Origin of the sequence: Paracidovorax valerianellae, from assembly GCF_900102625.1 — a bacterium.
Lineage (GTDB): Bacteria > Pseudomonadota > Gammaproteobacteria > Burkholderiales > Burkholderiaceae_C > Paracidovorax > Paracidovorax valerianellae.
The window spans coordinates 23,633-40,735 of sequence record NZ_FMZC01000008.1 but is presented as its reverse complement, the minus strand read 5'-3'; the positions used below and the strand labels follow the sequence as shown (position 1 = coordinate 40,735).

At 68.4% G+C, this 17,103-nt stretch carries 14 protein-coding genes; 9 read left to right on the top strand and 5 right to left on the bottom strand.

The window, feature by feature from the left end:
- Window positions 1-32: 32 nt before the first annotated feature.
- Window positions 33-440, bottom strand: coding sequence for a helix-turn-helix domain-containing protein (locus BLT03_RS25155; RefSeq protein ID WP_434802404.1), 408 nt, complete (start codon window positions 438-440; stop codon window positions 33-35).
- A 1,025-nt stretch (window positions 441-1,465) separates the two neighbouring features.
- Between BLT03_RS25155 and BLT03_RS13545 the strand changes: the two genes are divergently transcribed.
- From BLT03_RS13545 to BLT03_RS13525, 5 genes are all read left to right on the top strand, one after another.
- The gene (locus BLT03_RS13545) at window positions 1,466-2,551 is read left to right on the top strand and encodes an RCC1 domain-containing protein (RefSeq protein WP_175537755.1); all 1,086 of its coding nucleotides are present in this window, start codon (window positions 1,466-1,468) and stop codon (window positions 2,549-2,551) included.
- 8 nt (window positions 2,552-2,559) lie between these two features.
- Window positions 2,560-4,260 carry a multicopper oxidase family protein gene (locus BLT03_RS13540; RefSeq protein WP_245711386.1) on the top strand — a complete coding sequence of 567 codons (1,701 nt, stop codon included), beginning with the start codon at window positions 2,560-2,562 and terminating at the stop codon, window positions 4,258-4,260.
- 221 nt (window positions 4,261-4,481) lie between these two features.
- The gene (locus BLT03_RS13535; protein ID WP_092744444.1) at window positions 4,482-5,258 is read left to right on the top strand and encodes an EAL domain-containing protein; all 777 of its coding nucleotides are present in this window, start codon (window positions 4,482-4,484) and stop codon (window positions 5,256-5,258) included.
- An 88-nt stretch (window positions 5,259-5,346) separates the two neighbouring features.
- Entirely contained in the window at window positions 5,347-6,093 is a 747-nt protein-coding gene (locus BLT03_RS13530) for an ABC transporter substrate-binding protein (RefSeq protein WP_092744297.1), read from the top strand.
- A 278-nt stretch (window positions 6,094-6,371) separates the two neighbouring features.
- Window positions 6,372-6,794: a cupin domain-containing protein gene (locus BLT03_RS13525; RefSeq protein ID WP_245711385.1), complete on the top strand. Its 423-nt coding sequence runs from the start codon at window positions 6,372-6,374 to the stop codon at window positions 6,792-6,794.
- A 174-nt stretch (window positions 6,795-6,968) separates the two neighbouring features.
- On the opposite strand, the gene BLT03_RS13520 is transcribed toward BLT03_RS13525, so the two are convergent.
- The 4 genes from BLT03_RS13520 to BLT03_RS13505 all read right to left on the bottom strand — a co-directional run bounded on the left by BLT03_RS13520 (window position 6,969) and on the right by BLT03_RS13505 (window position 13,426).
- The gene (locus BLT03_RS13520) at window positions 6,969-8,798 is read right to left on the bottom strand and encodes a gamma-glutamyltransferase family protein (RefSeq protein ID WP_092744296.1); all 1,830 of its coding nucleotides are present in this window, start codon (window positions 8,796-8,798) and stop codon (window positions 6,969-6,971) included.
- A 223-nt stretch (window positions 8,799-9,021) separates the two neighbouring features.
- The gene (locus BLT03_RS13515) at window positions 9,022-10,656 is read right to left on the bottom strand and encodes an alkaline phosphatase D family protein (RefSeq protein ID WP_092744295.1); all 1,635 of its coding nucleotides are present in this window, start codon (window positions 10,654-10,656) and stop codon (window positions 9,022-9,024) included.
- Window positions 10,657-10,782: 126 nt separating this feature from the next.
- On the bottom strand, window positions 10,783-12,318 hold the full coding sequence (locus tag BLT03_RS13510) for a GGDEF domain-containing protein (protein ID WP_092744294.1): 1,536 nt from the start codon (window positions 12,316-12,318) through the stop codon (window positions 10,783-10,785).
- 133 nt (window positions 12,319-12,451) lie between these two features.
- On the bottom strand, window positions 12,452-13,426 hold the full coding sequence (locus BLT03_RS13505; protein ID WP_092744293.1) for an NADPH:quinone oxidoreductase family protein: 975 nt from the start codon (window positions 13,424-13,426) through the stop codon (window positions 12,452-12,454).
- Window positions 13,427-13,589: 163 nt separating this feature from the next.
- On the opposite strand from BLT03_RS13505, the gene surE reads away from it, so the two are divergent.
- The 4 genes from surE to BLT03_RS13485 are packed head-to-tail and all read left to right on the top strand — an operon-like array spanning window position 13,590 to window position 17,075.
- A complete protein-coding gene (surE, locus tag BLT03_RS13500; RefSeq protein WP_092744292.1) occupies window positions 13,590-14,393 on the top strand; it encodes a 5'/3'-nucleotidase SurE in 804 nt (267 codons plus the stop codon).
- A complete protein-coding gene (locus tag BLT03_RS13495) occupies window positions 14,390-15,157 on the top strand; it encodes a protein-L-isoaspartate(D-aspartate) O-methyltransferase (protein ID WP_092744291.1) in 768 nt (255 codons plus the stop codon). Before surE ends, BLT03_RS13495 begins: the two co-directional genes overlap by 4 nt.
- Window positions 15,158-15,168: 11 nt before the next feature.
- Window positions 15,169-16,059 (top strand): peptidoglycan DD-metalloendopeptidase family protein, encoded by an 891-nt coding sequence (locus BLT03_RS13490; RefSeq protein ID WP_092744290.1) that lies wholly within the window; start codon window positions 15,169-15,171, stop codon window positions 16,057-16,059.
- Window positions 16,056-17,075 carry an RluA family pseudouridine synthase gene (locus tag BLT03_RS13485; protein WP_434802400.1) on the top strand — a complete coding sequence of 340 codons (1,020 nt, stop codon included), beginning with the start codon at window positions 16,056-16,058 and terminating at the stop codon, window positions 17,073-17,075. The genes BLT03_RS13490 and BLT03_RS13485 overlap by 4 nt, the downstream gene beginning before the upstream one ends.
- Window positions 17,076-17,103: the final 28 nt, after the last annotated feature.

Here is a 17,103-nt window from a genome sequence, read left to right as displayed (position 1 = left end):
CCAAGGTGCCGGCATGGCCGCCGGCCGGCCGCTCATCGCCCTTGGGCGCGTGCCTCCCGCGGGCTGAGACCGAAGCGGCGCTTGAACATCCGCTGAAAGGTCGATGGGTCGGAAAACCCGCAGCGCAGCGCGATTTCCGACAGGCTGGCCCGGGCCGCGGCGGGCCCCGTACCCTCATTCGCCGTCACCTGCTGCCAGGCCGCATCCAGCCGGGCCGTCCAGATCGCGGCGGCCACGCCCTCGCCGTGGCGCGCGAAAAGGCGGTACAGCGAGGCGCGCGAGCACTCCAGCAGGACGGCGAGTTGGTCGGCGCCGAAATCCCGGTCGCCGCAATGGCGCCGGATGAGCCCCCAGGCAGCATGGTGCAGGCTGTCGTCGAACCGGCCCGCGTCCGGTTCGATGCCGACGCCCTGCGATGTCTGCAGCAGGGCCAGCGCCATGTCGGCGCAGGCCTTGATGGCCACGGCGCGTTCGCCGGTGCCCATGCGTGGCGCCTCGCGCCATGTGGCGGCCATCATCGTTTGGAGCACGCTGCCCAGGCCGGGACGCTGCGGCAGTTGCTGTGGCAGGACGAACCCCGTGCCCAGGGCGTCATGGACGGTCTTGCGCGACAGGATGATGGACAGGTCCCGATGTCGTGAGCGGCGGACCTCCACCGGCCGCGCATAGTCCACCAGGTAGAGCATTCCGGCCGAAATCTTCTGGGTTCCGTGGTTGTCTTGCGTGGCCCAGTCGCACTCGGCCATCAGCGACAAGGCGAAGTCGTCCGTGCCGTCCTGCCGGCACATCGCTTCGGTGCGCACGGCATGCATGGCTTCGCTGGCGTGCTCGACCAGATCGGCCCCGTTGCCCGCGATGCGCCGCAACCGCCCGCCGAACGCCGCCCCGTCCGATGCCGCGGACACAGGCCGCATGCGGCTGAGCACCGATTCACGCCAGAAATCCAGCCGTTCGCGCCGTGGGATGGCGTCCGTGGCCACATCCAACAGGGTGCCGGAGGCTTGCAGGCTGCCGAGCGCGCTGTGGCGGCGCTGGCCGGGAACCGGAGACAGGCGGACCTCGTTGGCCATGAATTCCCTTCGATGGTCTGTTGCTTTCTGTGTGTTTCCACACGAAATGTAGTGCAGGCACGACAGCCGCGAATAAAAACCCCAGCACCAAGCTGGGGCTTCGAATCGGCCCGCCGTCTCAGGGGCGGTAGCGATACACGGCGGCGCGTCTCATATCCCTCGCATCGAACCACAACTGGCCGAAGCCACGTGCAACAACCATGATCCTTCCCGGTTGATACGCACGGGGCGACGCGTCACGATTCATGGGTGCAACGGTCGAGTCATCACCGTTTGCTGCGCATAAAAAACCATGCGCTCCATCAATGGACCGGCCGTGCCGAAAGACAAGCCATGCATTCCATCGACAGCGCTTTCGATCCGCGATTGCAAATTGGCAGCGAAGGGCGCCGCCCATGAAATTCGTCACCCTCAGCGCCGGGCGCGACCGGTCGATCGCGCTGGCCTCCGACGGTGCGGCCTACGGCTGGGGTGGCGTCAAGCGCCTCGGCGCGCAGTTGCCGCCGGGCTATCCCGGTGACCTGTGCACCTCCAGCCCCACGGAAATCGGCCACAACCGCTATGCCCAGCCGCAGCCTCAATGGCTGAACCCGGGCCTGCCGTTCACTGCGCTGCATGACGGCCATGCACACACGCTGGCCGTGCGCGCCGGCGGTGCGGTGGTGGCCTGCCGGCCCGTGGTGTCGCCGGAACACGGTGCCGACCGCCTGGGCGTCTCGGGCGTGCCCGCGTCGGCCATTCGGGTGGCGCAGACGGAGGCCGCGGCGTTCGCTCTGCAGGCCGATGGCACGGTGTGGTCCTGGGGCATGGCGGCTTACGGACAACTGGGCCGTGTGGTGGCATCGCGCGAGTCCGGACCGCAGGCCATCGAGGGCCTGGGCGCCGTGGAGCACCTGGCGGCAGGCCATGCCCATGTGCTTGCGCTGGACCGCGCAGGCCAGGTCTGGGCCTGGGGAGCGAATGCGGCCGGGCAACTGGGCAATGGCGGGCTGAAAGAGTCCGCCGTTCCGGTGCGGGTGGCGCTGCCCGCGCGCGCCGTGCAGGTTGCCGCTGGCGACACGCACAGCTTCGCGGTGGATGCGCAGGGCCGTCTGTGGGCTTGGGGCTCCAATCAATACGGACAGGCAGGCGATGGAGCCGCGCGTTACTTCGCCAGGCCCGTCCGGGTGCGCACCGGTTTCGCGGTGGCGCAGGTAGATGCGGGCATGTTCTACACGGTGGCGCTTTCTCGCCAGGGCGATGTGTTCGCCTGGGGGTGGAACGGCATGGGGCAGTTGGCGCAAGACAGCACTGCTTTCTCGGCCAGGCCGCTGCGCGTGCAAGGGTTGCGCGGCGTCTTGCAACTGGCTGCAGGCACGGGCCATGTGCTGGCACGCACTGACACCGGCCTGTTCGCCTGGGGCGACAACCGCTCGTCCGCCTGCGGCGCCTTCCCGTCTGTCGCCGTGCAGGCGCGGCCCCATCCCATCGTCTTCGCTTGAAAGCCGCCATGACCGATACCTTATCGACCACGGAGCCCACGCGGCGCGGCAGCCTGCAGTGGATGTTCGGCCTCTCGCTGGGCACCGTGATGGCACCACTGGCCGGCTGCGGTGGCAGTTCGGCAGGCCCCACTGCAGACACGCTGCCCGAGCCGGTGGCGCTATCGTCCTCCGGCGGGCAGCTCAGCCTGGACCTGTTCGCGCGCTATGGATCGCAGCCGATGCGCATCGCGAACTCGCAGCCGCCGGCCTATCCCGGCATCGCCAAAACCGTGCAGACCGCGCTGCGCAGCTTCAACGGCCAGTACATGGCGCCCACGCTGCACCTGCAGCCGGGCGACACGCTGCGCGTCCGGCTGGTCAATGAACTGCCGGCGAACGTGAAGGGGCAGTCGTCGCTCGACTACCTCAACCATCAGAACAGCACGAACCTGCATTTCCACGGCCTGCACGTCGATCCGCGCGAGATCCGGCCCGGCGTGTTCGGCGACTATGTGGTGGACATGGCCGAGGCCGGCGTGCTGCCCGGCGCCAGCCGCCAGCACGAGGTGGCCATTCCCGCCGACCACACCAACGGCATCTACTGGTACCACCCCCATTTGCACGGCTCGTCCAACGTGCAGGTGTCCAGCGGCATGTTCGGTGCGATCCTCATCCACGATCCCAAGGACACCTTCATCGACACGCCGGACATTCGCGAGCGGGCGATCCACGTGCACAAGGTCAACCTGACCGGCGATGGCAAGACAGAATCGTTCTACGACTCCATCCGTACCCCCACATCGGGCTTTCTGCTCAATGGCGCCTACCAGCCGACCATCATCATGCGGCCGGGCGAAGTGCAGCAGTGGCACCTCATCAATACGGCGTCGTTCTACCCGTTCAATCCCGTGCTGGACGGCCACACGCTGTGGGCCTATGCCAAGGACGGCAATGTGTTCAACCGCCGCTTCAAGCCCATCAACGCGGCTACGGCAAATCAGTTCGACAACGCGCACTGGCCCGGCAATGCGCTGTACCCCGGCAACCGCCACTCGGTCGTGGTGAAGGCGAGCGACGTGCCCGGCACGTACTACCTGCGGTCGGTCAGGGCGCCGTCGAGCGAAGCACAGGAAGAGATCGTCGCGCGCATCGTCGTGGAGGGCACACCGCTGTCCACGCCGCTGCCCCAACCTGCGCGCCTGCCGCGCTATGCCGAGCACGCCCCCATCACCGACGAAGAGCTGGCCAGCCACGGCGGCAAGCAGCGCAGCCTGGTGCTTGCCGTGCTGCCCAAGACCAGCGATCGCCTGGCCCAGCCCATTCCGGCCGGCGAAGGCTGGTTCATTCCGCTGTCCGACGGGGTCGATGGCTTCGCAGACACGGTGTTCTCGTCGGGCGATGCGTCGCCGCAGGCCCGGCTGTCGCCGTTCCAGTCTTCCCTCACGGCCACGCAGACCGTCGCATTGGGCGCGGTGGAGGAGTGGACCATCCAGAACCTGAACGACTATCCGCACCCGTTCCACATCCACGTCAACGACAGCTATGTGGTCCGTGTCAACGGCCAGGCGGTCGAGCCCTACTGGGCCGACACGCTGCCCGTGCCACCGAAGGGCAACATCACCTTCCGCATGCGGTTCACCGACTTTCACGGCCAGTTCGTGTGGCACTGCCACGCGCTCGACCATGAAGACCTCGGAATGATGCAGCTGGTGCACGTGGTCGCCTGACGCCACCCGAAACGAATCGACAACCGACACAAAGAGAGAGAGAGAGAGAGAGGGGAGAAGAAGCGAAGAGCGCGGCGGGGCCCGGTGCGGTGCATCGGGCCCCAGCAGCCTGAAACCGTTTTTGAGAAAAGGTTCGATCCCCTCGGCCCTACGGTCGAGCAGGGGCATTGCGAGGGCGCCGAATGGGCGTAAGCTACGCGTTCGACCGCTCCCGTGCCGCCATGAAGTTGCCATCCTCCCCCACTTCCGCCTGCACCGCTTGCCAAGATGGCCAAGCGCTGGATTTCGAGTTCACGATGGCTTTCCAGCCGATCGTCGATGTGCGCGACCGCAGCGTGTACGCCTACGAAGCGCTGGTGCGCGGCCTGGACGGCAGTTCGGCCCAGAGCATCCTGGACCAGGTGACCGAGCAGAACCTCTATGCCTTCGACCAGGCCTGCCGCGTGAAGGCGGTGGAACTGGCGGCATCGCTGGGCATGTCCTGCCGCCTCAGCATCAATTTTTTGCCCAACGCGGTCTACCAGCCCGAGGCCTGCATCCGCACCACGCTGCGGGCCGCGCAGCGCTGCGGCTTTCCGACCGAGCGCATCATCTTCGAGATCGCCGAGCGCGAAAACCTGCTGGACAAGGCGCATCTGCAGAACATCCTGCGCGCCTACCGCCGCCATGGCTTTCTGACCGCCATCGACGACTTCGGCGCCGGCTACTCCGGCCTCAACCTGCTGGCCGACTTCCAGCCCGACCTGCTCAAGATCGACATGGCCCTGGTGCGCGGCATCGACGGCGATCCGGTGCGGCAGGCCATCGTGCGCAGCATCGCGGGGCTGTGCGAAGCCCTCCATGTGCAGGCCCTGGCCGAGGGCGTGGAAACCGCCGGGGAACTGCAGACCCTGCGCGAGCTGGGCATTCACCTGTTCCAGGGCTATCTGTTCGCGCGGCCGGCGCTGGAGCGCCTGGCAGAGGTGCAGTGGCCGGACGCGGAAGAGCCCGCCGGCTGACCTCGCCGCTGCGGCGCCCGGCAAGGGGTTTACAGGGCGCGCCGCTTGCAAGATGCTCGGCGTTCGTTCCACCCAACGCCTTTGCCGCATGACCCTCGATCCTGCCGTTCTCCAGGCCTTCGCGCCCACCGGCGTGTTGCGCGCCTCCATCAACCTGGGCAATCCCATCCTGGCCAAAGCCGGCGCACCGGGCGCGGACCCGTCCGGCGTGTCGGTCGATCTGGCCCGCGCGTTCGCCGAGCGGCTGGGCGTGCCGATCGCGTTCGCCGTGTTCGATGCGGCCGGCAAGTCGGTGGAGGCGGTCACGCAGGAGCAGGCCGACATCGGCTTCTTCGCGGTGGACCCGCTGCGCGGCGCCGGCATCGCGTTCACGGCGCCGTATGTGCTGATCGAAGGCTGCTATCTGGTGCGCGAGGATTCGCCCCTGCAGGCCAATGAAGCCGTGGACCAGCCCGGGCGGCGGATCGTGGTCGGCAAGGGCAGCGCCTACGACCTGTACCTGACCCGTGAACTGAAAGCCGCCACCCTGGTGCGCGCGCCCACCTCGCCGGCGGTGGTGGAAACCTTCCTGGCCGAAGGCGCCGACGTGGCCGCGGGCGTCAAGCAGCAACTGCAGGCCGACGCTGCCCGTGCCGGTGTCGGGCTGCGCCTGCTGCCGGGCCGCTTCATGGTCATCCAGCAGGCCATGGGGCTGCCAAAGGGGCGGGGCGCGGCTGCGGCAGGCGTGCTGCACGCTTTCGTGGAAGAGGCCAAGGCCAGCGGGTTCGTTCAGCAGGCGTTGCAACGGCACGGCATCCAGGGAGCGTCCGTGGCCCCAGCGCAGGCGCCCGGTTGAGTGATGGGTTGGTTTGCTATTGTTTTGATAGCTAACCACCGGCGTTTTGATTGCGCTGGAGGCCGATTTGGTCTTGATTGCCGTGGCGTTTGATGCGTCTTGCGCCGCCGCTGCGGGCGCGCTTGAGCGGTGGAACCTCGCGCCCAGCATGAATGGCGGCTGGGGCGCCGCGCCGCAGATGTCTCCAAGCCGGGCATAAGATCGCTTCGGCAGAAAAAAGAGGCCCGGCGCATCCTGTGCCGGCCCGCTGCCGTTCCACCGACATGAGGAGACAAACCATGAATAAAACGTTCTGCCTGCTGGCCGCCTTGGCCCTGGCCGGTGCCGCATCCACCGCATCGGCCGAGGTGTACCCCAAGGAATCGCTGCTCAAAGCCAACAAGGAATCGGCCGGTGGCGGCAAGGGCACGCTGGTGGGCGAATACGCCTTCACGCGCGACAAGGCGCTCAAGGACCAGGCCATCAAGGAGATCAGCTGGCTCACGCTGCAGCCGGGCGACTCCATCGGCTACCACAAGCACACCAGCAACGAGGACACCTACGTCATCGTCTCCGGCCGCGGCACCTTCAAGGACAAGGACGGCGTGGACGTGCCCGTGAAGCCCGGCGACGTGACCATCGTGCGCAAGGGCGAATCGCACGGGCTGACCAACACCGGCACCGAGCCGCTGGTGTTCCTGGACGTGATCGCCGAGCAATAGGCGTTCTTCGCCGCAGCAGTGGCTGCGCGGCGACCGTGCCTGCAGCAGCCGCAATGCAAAAGAGCACCCACCGGGTGCTCTTTTTTCATGGCGCGGTCATGGCGCCATCATGGCGCGGCCACGCCGCATTCAGGGGACATTCGCGGTGCGTTTTGGCCGCGGCGGCGGCGGCTTTCAATCCCCCATCACGACGCCTTCGCGGCGCGGGTCGGCGCCGCCCAGCCACATGGGCTGGCCGTGCACTTCGGCGCGGGTGAGGGCCTGCAGGCCGCTGGTCATGTCCATCTCGCGCACTTCGGCGCCCCGGGCGCGCAGGGCTTGTACGGTGGCCGGTGGGAAGCGCTTTTCCTCCAGCATCGTCGGGCCGTTGAGCGAGCCGAAGTTGGGCAGGTTGATCGCCTGCTGCGGCATCAAACCCCAGTTGAAGATGCCGTAGAGCGTCTTGGCCGTGTAATGGATGATGAGCGCGCCGCCGGGGCTGCCGCCGCTCATCACCATCTGGCCGGTCTGCTTGTCGAACACCAGCGTGGGCGCCATCGACGAGCGTGGGCGCTTGCCGGGCTCCACGCGGTTGGCGATGGGCTGGCCCTGGGCGTCCTTGGGCGCGAAGCTGAAGTCGGTCAGCTCGTTGTTCAGCAGGAAGCCCTTGACCATCTGGCGCGAGCCGAACTGGTCTTCGATGGTGGTGGTCATCGCCACGGCGTTGCCGAACGCATCGACGATGCTGATGTGGCTTGTGCCGTGCTCGATCTGGTCGGGCATGGGCGCGTAGCTGGTCTTGACCGCACCGGGGTTGCCGGGCTGGGCGACCTTCATGCTCTGCGGCCCGATCAGCCTGGCGCGCTGGGCGAGGTAGGCGGGATCGAGCAGGCTGCTCCAGCTGCCGCCCGGCGGCTTCACGAAGTCGGGGTCGGCCACGTACAGGCCGCGGTCGGCGAAGGCCAGCCGCGAGGCCTCGTTGTACAGGTAGAGCCAGTCGGCGCCGGGCACCCTGTCGGCCGGGCCCTTGGGGCCTTCCTGCAGCGCCATCGTGGCGGCATCAGTGTTCTTCAGGATGCCGAGGATCTGGCCCACGGCGATGGCGCCGGAGCTGGGCGGTGGAAAACCGCACATGCGAAAGTCCTTGGAAGCCACCTGATAGTCCGAGCACAGCGCCTCGCGCTTCTTGGGCTTGTAGCCGGCCAGGTCCGCCAGCGCCAGCCGGCCGGGGTTGGTCGGGTGGCCCTGCACCTTGGCGACGATGGCCTGTGCCACTTCGCCTTCCAGCAGCGCCTTGGAGCCGTTGCGCGCGATGTCCTTGAGCACGGCCGCCAGTTCGGGGTTCTTCAGCACGTGGCCCACGGGCCAGGGCTTGCCGGCGGCGTCGAAGAAGTAGGCGCGCGCTGCCGGGTCCTGGGCAAGGTACTTTTCGTTGGCCAGCAGCGTGTTCAGGCGCGGGCTCACCTTGAAGCCGGTTTCCGCCAGTTGAATGGCGGGCTGGAACAGCGTTGCCCAAGGCAGCTTGCCATGTTCCTTGTGCGCCATTTCCAGCATGCGCACCACGCCGGGCGTGCCCACCGAGCGGCCGCCGACAACGCCGTCGTAGAACGCGACGGGCTTGCCGTCGGCGCCGAGGAACAGGTTTTCATTGGCGGCGGCCGGGGCCGTTTCGCGGCCGTCGTAGGCCTCGACCTTGCTGCCGGCAGAGTGCAGCAGGAAAGCGCCGCCCCCGATGCCGCTCGATTGCGGCTCCACCAGCGTGAGCACCATCTGCACCGCGATGGCGGCGTCGATCGCCGAGCCGCCCGCTTTCAGCACCTGGTAGCCCGCATCGGTCGCCAGCGGGTTGGCCGCCGCCACGGCGAACTTCTGCGTGGCCCAGCCTGGCTTCTCGGTGTAGCCGGACGCGCCCTCGGGCTGGTCGGGCAGCGTGTAGTTCAGGCGGGGGCCGGTGCCGCAGGCGGCGAGGAGGGCAGCGGCAGCCAGGAGGGCCAGCCGTGCGGCAGGCAGGTGCTTCTTGCTCATGGGGTCTCCCTGTGTGTAGTGGGCGCCATCGTAATGCGCTGCCCCGGCTTTGGAGCGCCGGTGTTACACCCCGCTACCCGATGGCCGGGTGTACGGCTTGCGGCGGAGCACGAGAGAAGGGTCAGAGCGTTTCAGGGCTCCAGCGCAATGAATACGCCGGTGTATTGCTATTAATTAAGTAGCAATGCAATCCGCTGGATGGCTGGCTCGCTGCTCCGCTGGCTCAGCTGTCCCGCACGGGCCCCGCGCGGCCGTCTTCCACCACGAAGCGGGCCAGCGTGGAGGCGCCGCTGTCGGCGCGCAGCGGGTCGTCCACCGTGCGCAGGGTCGTCGTCCACCGGCCGGGCGTGACATCGGCCAGCCCCCAACCGCGCAGGTCGCAGCGCGCCAGCAGCACGTGCGGGTTGTGGCGGGCGATAGCGTCCACCTTGTCCTGCGTGGTGCCGGAGCGCGAACTGATGGAGGTGCCGCAGAACTCGCTGGCCAGGATGCGGGGCGCGCTCGGGGACTGGGCAGCAGGGGACGATGCCGGTTCCGCCCCGTCGGACGGCGCGAGCACGTTGCACACATAGTTCTGGTGGATGTCGCCCCCCAGCAGCACCGCATTGCGGGGCGCATGCCGGGCCACCGACTGCAGCAGCCGCTGGCGCGCGGCGGGGTAGCCGTCCCAACTGTCGGTCGATTGCACGCCCGAGGGGTAGTGGCGCGGCGAGAACAGGGTCTGCTGCGCGATCACGCTCCACCGGGTGCCGCTGCCGTTGCCGGCGCTGCCCTCGGCGCTGCCGCGGGCATCCGCCGCCAGGCCCGCGTCCAGCCAGCGCTCCTGTGCGGCGCCCAGAAAACTGCGCTGCGGCGCCTGCAGCTCAGCGCAGTCGGCCGGCCGCACGGCGCCCGCGCCGCTGCTGCCTTCGGCCCGGCAGGCCTGGCGGTCGCGGAACTGACGGGCGTCCAGCAGGTGGATGTTCGCCAGCCGCCCCCAGGGCAGCGCGCGGTACACCTGCAGCGTGCCGAAGCCGCTGGCGGCCAGGCTCGCGGCCCGCAGCGGCGTGTGTTCGTAGAAGGCCTGCCAACCCGCGGTGCGCATCGCGAGGAAGTCGGCCGCATCGCCCCGGCCGTGGGTGCCCGCGTAGTCGTTCTGCACCTCGTGGTCGTCCCAGGTGCTGGCCCAGGGGCAGACCGCGTGGGCGGCCTGCAGGGCGGGGTCGCTCTTGTGCAGCGCGTACCGGTCGCGATAGTCGGCGAGCGTCTGCGCCAGGCGCAGGCCGTGCACGCGCGCCAGTCCGGCCGGGTCCTTGGGGCTCGCGTATTCGTACATGTAGTCGCCCAGGAACAGCACCAGGTCCGGCGCATGGCGGCACACGTCGTTCCACGCGGCGTAGTGGCCGTGCTCCCAGCGCTGGCACGACGCGAAGGCGATGCGCAGGCGCGATTCCATCTCGCCCGGCGCGGGGGCGGTGCGCGTGCGGCCGGTGGCGCTGACGGCATCGCCCAGCAGAAACCGGTAGTGGTACCAGCGCCCCGGGGCCAGGCCCTGCAGCTCGACATGCACGCTGTGCGCGAACTCCGGCAGGGCGTTGGCCGTGCCGCGCTGCACGATGCGGCGGAACGCATCGTCGTGCGCCACCTCCCACCGAACGGCGATCGGGCGGCTCCAGGCGCCGGGCTCGGCGGGCACCAGGCGGGTCCACAAGACCATGCCGTCGGGCGAAGGGTCGCCGCTGGCCACGCCCAGGGTGAAAGGGTCGTGTCGGGCATTGCCTTGCGCGGCCAGGGTCCATCGCGGCCAGGCCGCGGCACTGGCTGCCCAGGCAGCCCGCTGCAGCAGGGCCCGGCGAGACAGCGGGGACGGATGCGTCATGAAAAAGGGAAGGGGAGGGGAAGGAGAAAGGGCGCGGAAGAAGCGCAAGACGCGGAAAAAGGCCAAGGCAAAGACGAAAGCGAAGACGAAAGCGAAGGCCGCGTTGCGGCCCGCGGCCGCCCCGGTTCAGGAGGCCATGACCCGGTTCTTGCCCGCGCGCTTGGCCAGGTACATGCCCTGGTCGGCGCGGCGGATCGCCTCGGTGCTGCTTTCCTGCTCGGCCAGTTGGGCCACGCCGGCGCTGAAGGTGATGAGCACCTTTTCGCGGTCCTTGAGGAAGTAGCGCGTGGTCAGTTCGCGCTGCAGCCGCGTCATGGCTTCCACGCCCTGGTGCAGTGCGGTGTCGGGCAGCACCAGCACGAACTCTTCGCCGCCGTAGCGCGCCAGCATGTCCTGCGGCCGCATCACCTCGCGCGTGACGCCGGCCAGGTGCACCAGGGCCTCGTCGCCGGCCGTGTGGCCCAGGCGGTCGTTGATGAGCTTGAAGTTGTCCACGTCCAGGAGTGCCACGCACAGGGGCGAGCCGTTGCGCACGGCGCGGGCGATTTCACGCTCCATCACCTCGTCCAGCCCCTTGCGGTTGAGCGATCCGGTCAGCGGGTCGTGGCGGGCCTGGGCACTGGCGCGGTCCAGTTCTTCCTGCAGCTTGGCGATTTCGGCGTGGCGCGCGTCGGAGCGCTCGCGCAGGTCCTGCAACTCGTCGCGGGCGACCCGGCTGTCCAGCGCCATGGCGCGCGTGGCGCTCATCACTTCTTCGAGCAGCGGCGTGATTTCCTGCAGGCTGGTGGCCTGGCCGATACGCTCGGCGCAGTGCTCCATCTTGTCGTGGTAGGTGCTGCTGGAGGCGGTGATCTGCACCAGCCGCTCGATGAAGGTGGCCAGCAGCTCCTTCATCTGCTCCTGCGCCTGCACGGTGCGTTCCTTGGCCTCGGTCTGCTTGAAGATCACGTCCTTCAGGCGCCGCTGCACTTCATCGAGTCGGCGCAGCGTGAGCGGCGGCGTGGATGCGGCCATCAGCGCCTCGACCTGGCCTTGCAGCCAGCGGTCGTCCTGGCTGAGCACGGCGATGTTCTCGAACAGCATGTGCAGCAGTTCGAGCAGGCTGGAGCGGATGGCGGCCTGGTCTTCGGTGGCGAACGACACCCGGTAGCTGAAGTTGTTCAGCATCAGCCCGAAGGTGGAGATCGGCGGCGAAGGCTGGCGCAGGAAATTGGTGAGCTGCGCCGCCAGTTCGAGCACCCGCGCATCGTCTTCGCCCAGGGCGGGCAGGGTGTTGTCGATGAGGCGGGCCAGCTGCTCGGTCAGTTCCTCGGGCAGGTGCGTGGCGGTCACGGGTTCGGCAGAGGCTGCGGCCAACGGCGTGGCCGCGATGCTGGCCAGCCCCAGGTTCGCATAGCCCACGAACACGCTTTGCAGCTGGGTCCAGTCGCTGTTTTCGATGGCCGATTCCAGTTGGCCCAGCAACCGCTTCTGCCCCGGCGTCTGGCCGGGCAGCACGCGCAGGATGTGGCGCAGCGGCCCCTGCGGAAAAGGAGCGGCGCTGGGGTTGCCAGCGATTTCGTCGTAGAGCGCCTGGTAGTTGTCAGGCGTTGGCGGCAAACGGCGCGCAGCCAGTTGCTTGAGGGTTTCTCGCGCGAGTTCGGAAGGGGGGCGTTCGGCCATCTGGCGTGCACGGAAGGGCAAAGATGCGCGAGTGTGACAGACGGCGCACCGCTTGAACAGGCGCTGGCCGGCACCCTTACCAGCCACGAGTCGCGCCCGGCCCGTGCAAGGCCCGCGCACACGGGCCGGCCGGTCAGTTCACCATCACGAGCTTGCCCATCACGCCGCGCGATCCCATGTGCGCATAGGCGGCGGGCAGCTGCGCCATCGGCATGGTGCGGTCGATCACCGGCTTGATCGCGCCCTCGGCGTACCAGGCGGCCAGCTCCGCCATCATGGCGGCGTTGGCCTGCCGCTCGCGCTTGGAGAACTCGCCCCAGAACACGCCCACGATCGAGGCGCCCTTGAGCAGCGCGAGGTTCAGGGGCAGTGCGGGAATGGGCCCCGAAGCGAAGCCCACCACCAGATAGCGGCCGCGCCAGGCGATCGAGCGGAAGGCCGGCTCGGTGAAATCGCCACCCACCGGGTCATAGATGACGTCCGGCCCTTTGCCGTCGGTCAACGATTTGATCGCCTCGCGCAGGTTTTCTTCGGTGTAGTTGATGACGGCATCGGCGCCCACCGAGAGGCACAGCTTGCATTTCTCTTCGGTGGAGGCCGCAGCGATCACGCGGGCGCCCATCTTCTTGGCGATCTGGATGGCGGCCGTGCCCACGCCGCCGGCCGCCCCGAGCACCAGCACCGTCTCGCCGGCCTTGAGTTGCGCACGGTCCACGAGTGCGTGGTGCGAGGTGGCGTAGATCATGATGAACGCGGCCGCATCGACGTGCGAGAAGCCTTCGGGCAGCGGCATGCAAAGCGCTGCGGGCGCGATGGCATGCGTGCCGAAGCCGCCGGTGCCGGTCAGGCAGGCCACGCTCTGCCCGGGGCGCAGATGCGTCACGCCTTCGCCCACAGCTTCCACCACGCCGGCGTATTCCGAGCCCGGCACGAAGGGCAGGGGAGGCTTCATCTGGTATTTGTTCTGCACGATGAGCAGATCGGGAAAGTTCAGGCTGGCGGCCTTGATCGCGATCAGCACCTCGCCGGCCTTCGGCGCGGGAGTGGGCAGTTCGGTCCAGGCCAGGGCGTCGACGCCCGTCGGGTTGGTGCAAAGCCAAGCGTGCATGGGGAAGTCTCCTGTCGGTGTGGCCGCATGATAGGCGCGAGCGATGGCGCTGCGAGTCCCAGGAGCGACGGCGGCCCGCAGCGCCGCGCGCGGGTGGTGAACGGAGCGCCCGGGGCATGTCGGACGCGGCCTACAATCGCGCGCACCTTGCTTCCTGCCACCCATGAAGATCCTCATATCCAACGACGACGGTTACCAGGCGCCCGGCATCGTGGCCTTGCACGATGCGCTCAAGACCATCGCGGACGTCGAGGTGGTGGCCCCTGAGCACAACAACAGCGCCAAGTCCAATGCGCTCACGCTGCATTCGCCGCTGTACGTCCACCAGGCCGCCAACGGCTTTCGGTACGTGAACGGCACGCCGGCCGACTGTGTGCACATCGCGCTCACCGGCCTGCTGGGCTACCGGCCCGACCTGGTGGTGTCGGGCATCAACAACGGCGCCAACATGGGCGACGACACCATCTATTCCGGCACCGTGGGCGCGGCCATGGAGGGCTACCTGTTCGGCATCCCGGCCATCGCGTTTTCGCAGGTGGACAAGGGCTGGGGCGAGATCGAATCCGCCGCCCGAAAGGCCCGCGAGATCGTCGAGCAGATGCAGGCGCAAAACCTGGTGGGCGAGGCGCCTTGGCTTCTCAACGTGAACATTCCCAACCTGCCGTTCGATGCACTGCGGCCCCTGCGGCTGTGCCGGCTCGGACGCCGGCATGCCGCCGAGCGCGTCATCGAGCAGCAGAGCCCGCGCGGCGAAGTCATGTACTGGATCGGCGGCGCTGGCGCGGCCAAGGACGATGCCGAGGGCACCGATTTCCATGCCACGGCGCAGGGGCACGTCGCCGTCACGCCATTGAAGGTGGATCTGACCGACCATGAAAGCCTCGGTTACTGGGCGCAGACCGCTGCGCGCCTGGTGCCCGCCGAGCCGCCCGAGCCCTCCGCACCCGAGGCGGCCGAAGCCCGATGACCCAGCGCCGCCCCGGCTTTCCGGCCCGCATCGATCGCCCTCCAGGGGCTGCGCCCCGGCCAGCGTCGCAGCCCGCGCCGCGCCGCGACGCCCCCATGCCGCAGGGCGTGGGGCTGGACTCGGCGGCCGTGCGGGCGCGCATGGTGCAGCGCCTGGCGACGTCCGGCATTGCGTCCCCGGTGGTGCTGCAGGCCATGGGATCGGTGGAGCGCCACCGGTTCGTGGACACCGCGCTGGTCAACCAGGCCTATGAAGACACCAGCCTGCCGATCGGTCTCGGGCAGACCATTTCCAAACCCAGCATCGTGGCGCGCATGACCGAACTGCTGCTGGGCGCGGAAGGCGCGCGGGCGGGTGGGCTGGGGCGGGTGCTTGAGATCGGCACCGGCTGCGGCTACCAGGCTGCCGTGCTGGGCCGCGTCGCCCGGGAGGTGTACACCATCGAACGCTTGCGCGCGTTGCACGAAAAGGCGCGCGACAACCTGCGCCCCTGGCGCCTCGCGAACGTGCATCTTATCTTCGGCGACGGCACGGTGGGCTATGCGAAAGGCGCGCCTTATGCGGCCATCATCGCCGCGGCAGGCGGCGAGACCCTTCCCCAGGCTTGGATCGAGCAGCTCGCCGTGGGTGGCCGCCTCGTGGCGCCCATGGTGGGTGCCGGCGGCCACCAGGTGTTGCTCGTCATCGACAAAACGATGCACGGGTTGAAACAGAACGTTTTGGAGGCCGTTCATTTTGTCCCCCTAAAATCGGGGATTGCCTGAAGGGATTGCTTATGTTGGTTACGCGTGGTCTTGTTGGTTGGGGTTCGATGGCGCTGGCGGCTTTGGTGCTTGCCGGTTGCGGCACCCGCGTCAACAGGGCACCGGTGGAAGATCGCGGTACGTCGGCTTCCACATCCGCCTCCCAGCCCGGCATGGTGGTCGCTCCTGCGGCCAAGCCTTTGCCCGGTGCTGAAAACGCCGGCAAGCCCGGCTACTACACGGTCAAGCCTGGGGATACCCTGATTCGCATCGGCCTCGAAAGCGGCCAAAGCTGGAAAGACATCGCCCGCTGGAACAGCCTGGACAATGCCAACCTCATCGAGGTCGGCCAGGTGCTGCGGGTGGTCGCGCCATCGGCGACGCCTGCACCGTCGGTCGCCAGCGACACCGGCGTGGTCACGCGCCCGGTCACGTCGTCGGCCATTGCGCCGGCCACCCCTGCCAGCGGTGCCAAGCCCGGAGCCTCTGCACCGGCCGTCGCCGCTGCGCCGGCGCCAACTCCCAGTCCTGCTCCCGCCACGGGCGGCGGCGAGGACGACATGGCCTTCATCTGGCCTTCGTCGGGTTCGCTGGTGGCAGGCTTCGATGAAGCGCGCAACAAGGGTTACGACATCGGCGGCAAGGCTGGCGACCCGGTGCTCGCATCTGCGGATGGCCGCGTGGTCTATGCCGGCGCAGGCCTGCGCGGCTACGGCAACCTCGTCATCCTCAAGCACAACAACACCTACCTGACGGCCTATGCCCACAACCAGACCCTGCTGGTGAAGGAAGACCAGACGGTGCGCCGCGGCCAGAAGATCGCCGAAATGGGCAGCTCCGACACCGACCGGGTCAAGCTGCACTTCGAAATCCGCCGCCAGGGCAAGCCGGTCGATCCGTCCCGCTACCTGCCTGCGCGTTGATCACGCAGCCCACTGGCACCGGCGCATCCCTGGAGGGTGACGCCGGTACCGACGAACTGGAAGAAGGCGCGGCCGACGCTGCAGCGGAGATCCGCCAGTTCTCCATCGGCGAAGCGCAGCACGGCGTGCGCCTGGACCGTGCCCTGGCCGATCAGGTGCCGGAGTTCTCGCGCAGCTACCTTCAGCAATTGCTGGCGCAGGGCAGCGTCTCGCTCAACGGCCAGCCCGCCGGCAAGCCTGCCTCCCGCGTCAAGGCGGGCGATGTGGTCGCCGTGGAAATGCAGCCGACCCAGCAGAGCCAGGCGTTCCGCCCCGAGCCGATGCCCATCGATGTGGTGTTCGAGGACGCGCATTTGCTGGTCATTCACAAGCCCGCTGGGCTTGTCGTGCATCCGGCGCCCGGTAACTGGAGCGGCACGCTGCTCAACGGCCTGCTGGCTCGCGACCCGAAAGCGCTGCTGGTGCCGCGGGCCGGCATCGTCCATCGGCTCGACAAGGACACCAGCGGCCTGATGGTCGTGGCGCGCGAGCGGGGCGTGATGGATGCGCTGGTGCGAATGATCGCTGCCCGCGAGGTCAGCCGGCAATACCTGGCCATTGGCCACCGCCCCTGGAGCGGTCCGGAGCAGCGCGTGGTCGAGGGCGGCATCGGCCGCGACCCCCGCAACCGCCTGCGCATGGCCGTCGTGGATCTGGCCACTCAATCCGGCAAGCCGTCTCGCACCGACATCGCCTTGATCGACAGTGCCGAAGCAGCTTGCTTCGTGCGCTGCACGCTGCACACGGGGCGCACTCACCAGATACGGGTGCACATGGCCTCGCTGCGCCATCCTCTCGTGGCGGATGCGGTGTACGGCGGCGAGGCGGCAGCGGGCCTGACCCGGCAGGCGCTGCATGCCTACCGGCTGGCCTTCACTCACCCGGTAACGGGGGAGCCCCTGCAGTTCCATGCGCCCCTGCCGGAGGACATGCAAAACGCGCTGAATTTTTGGGGCCTGCGCTACAATCCCGCCTAGCGGCTGTACCAGCCGACTCGCCCGCATG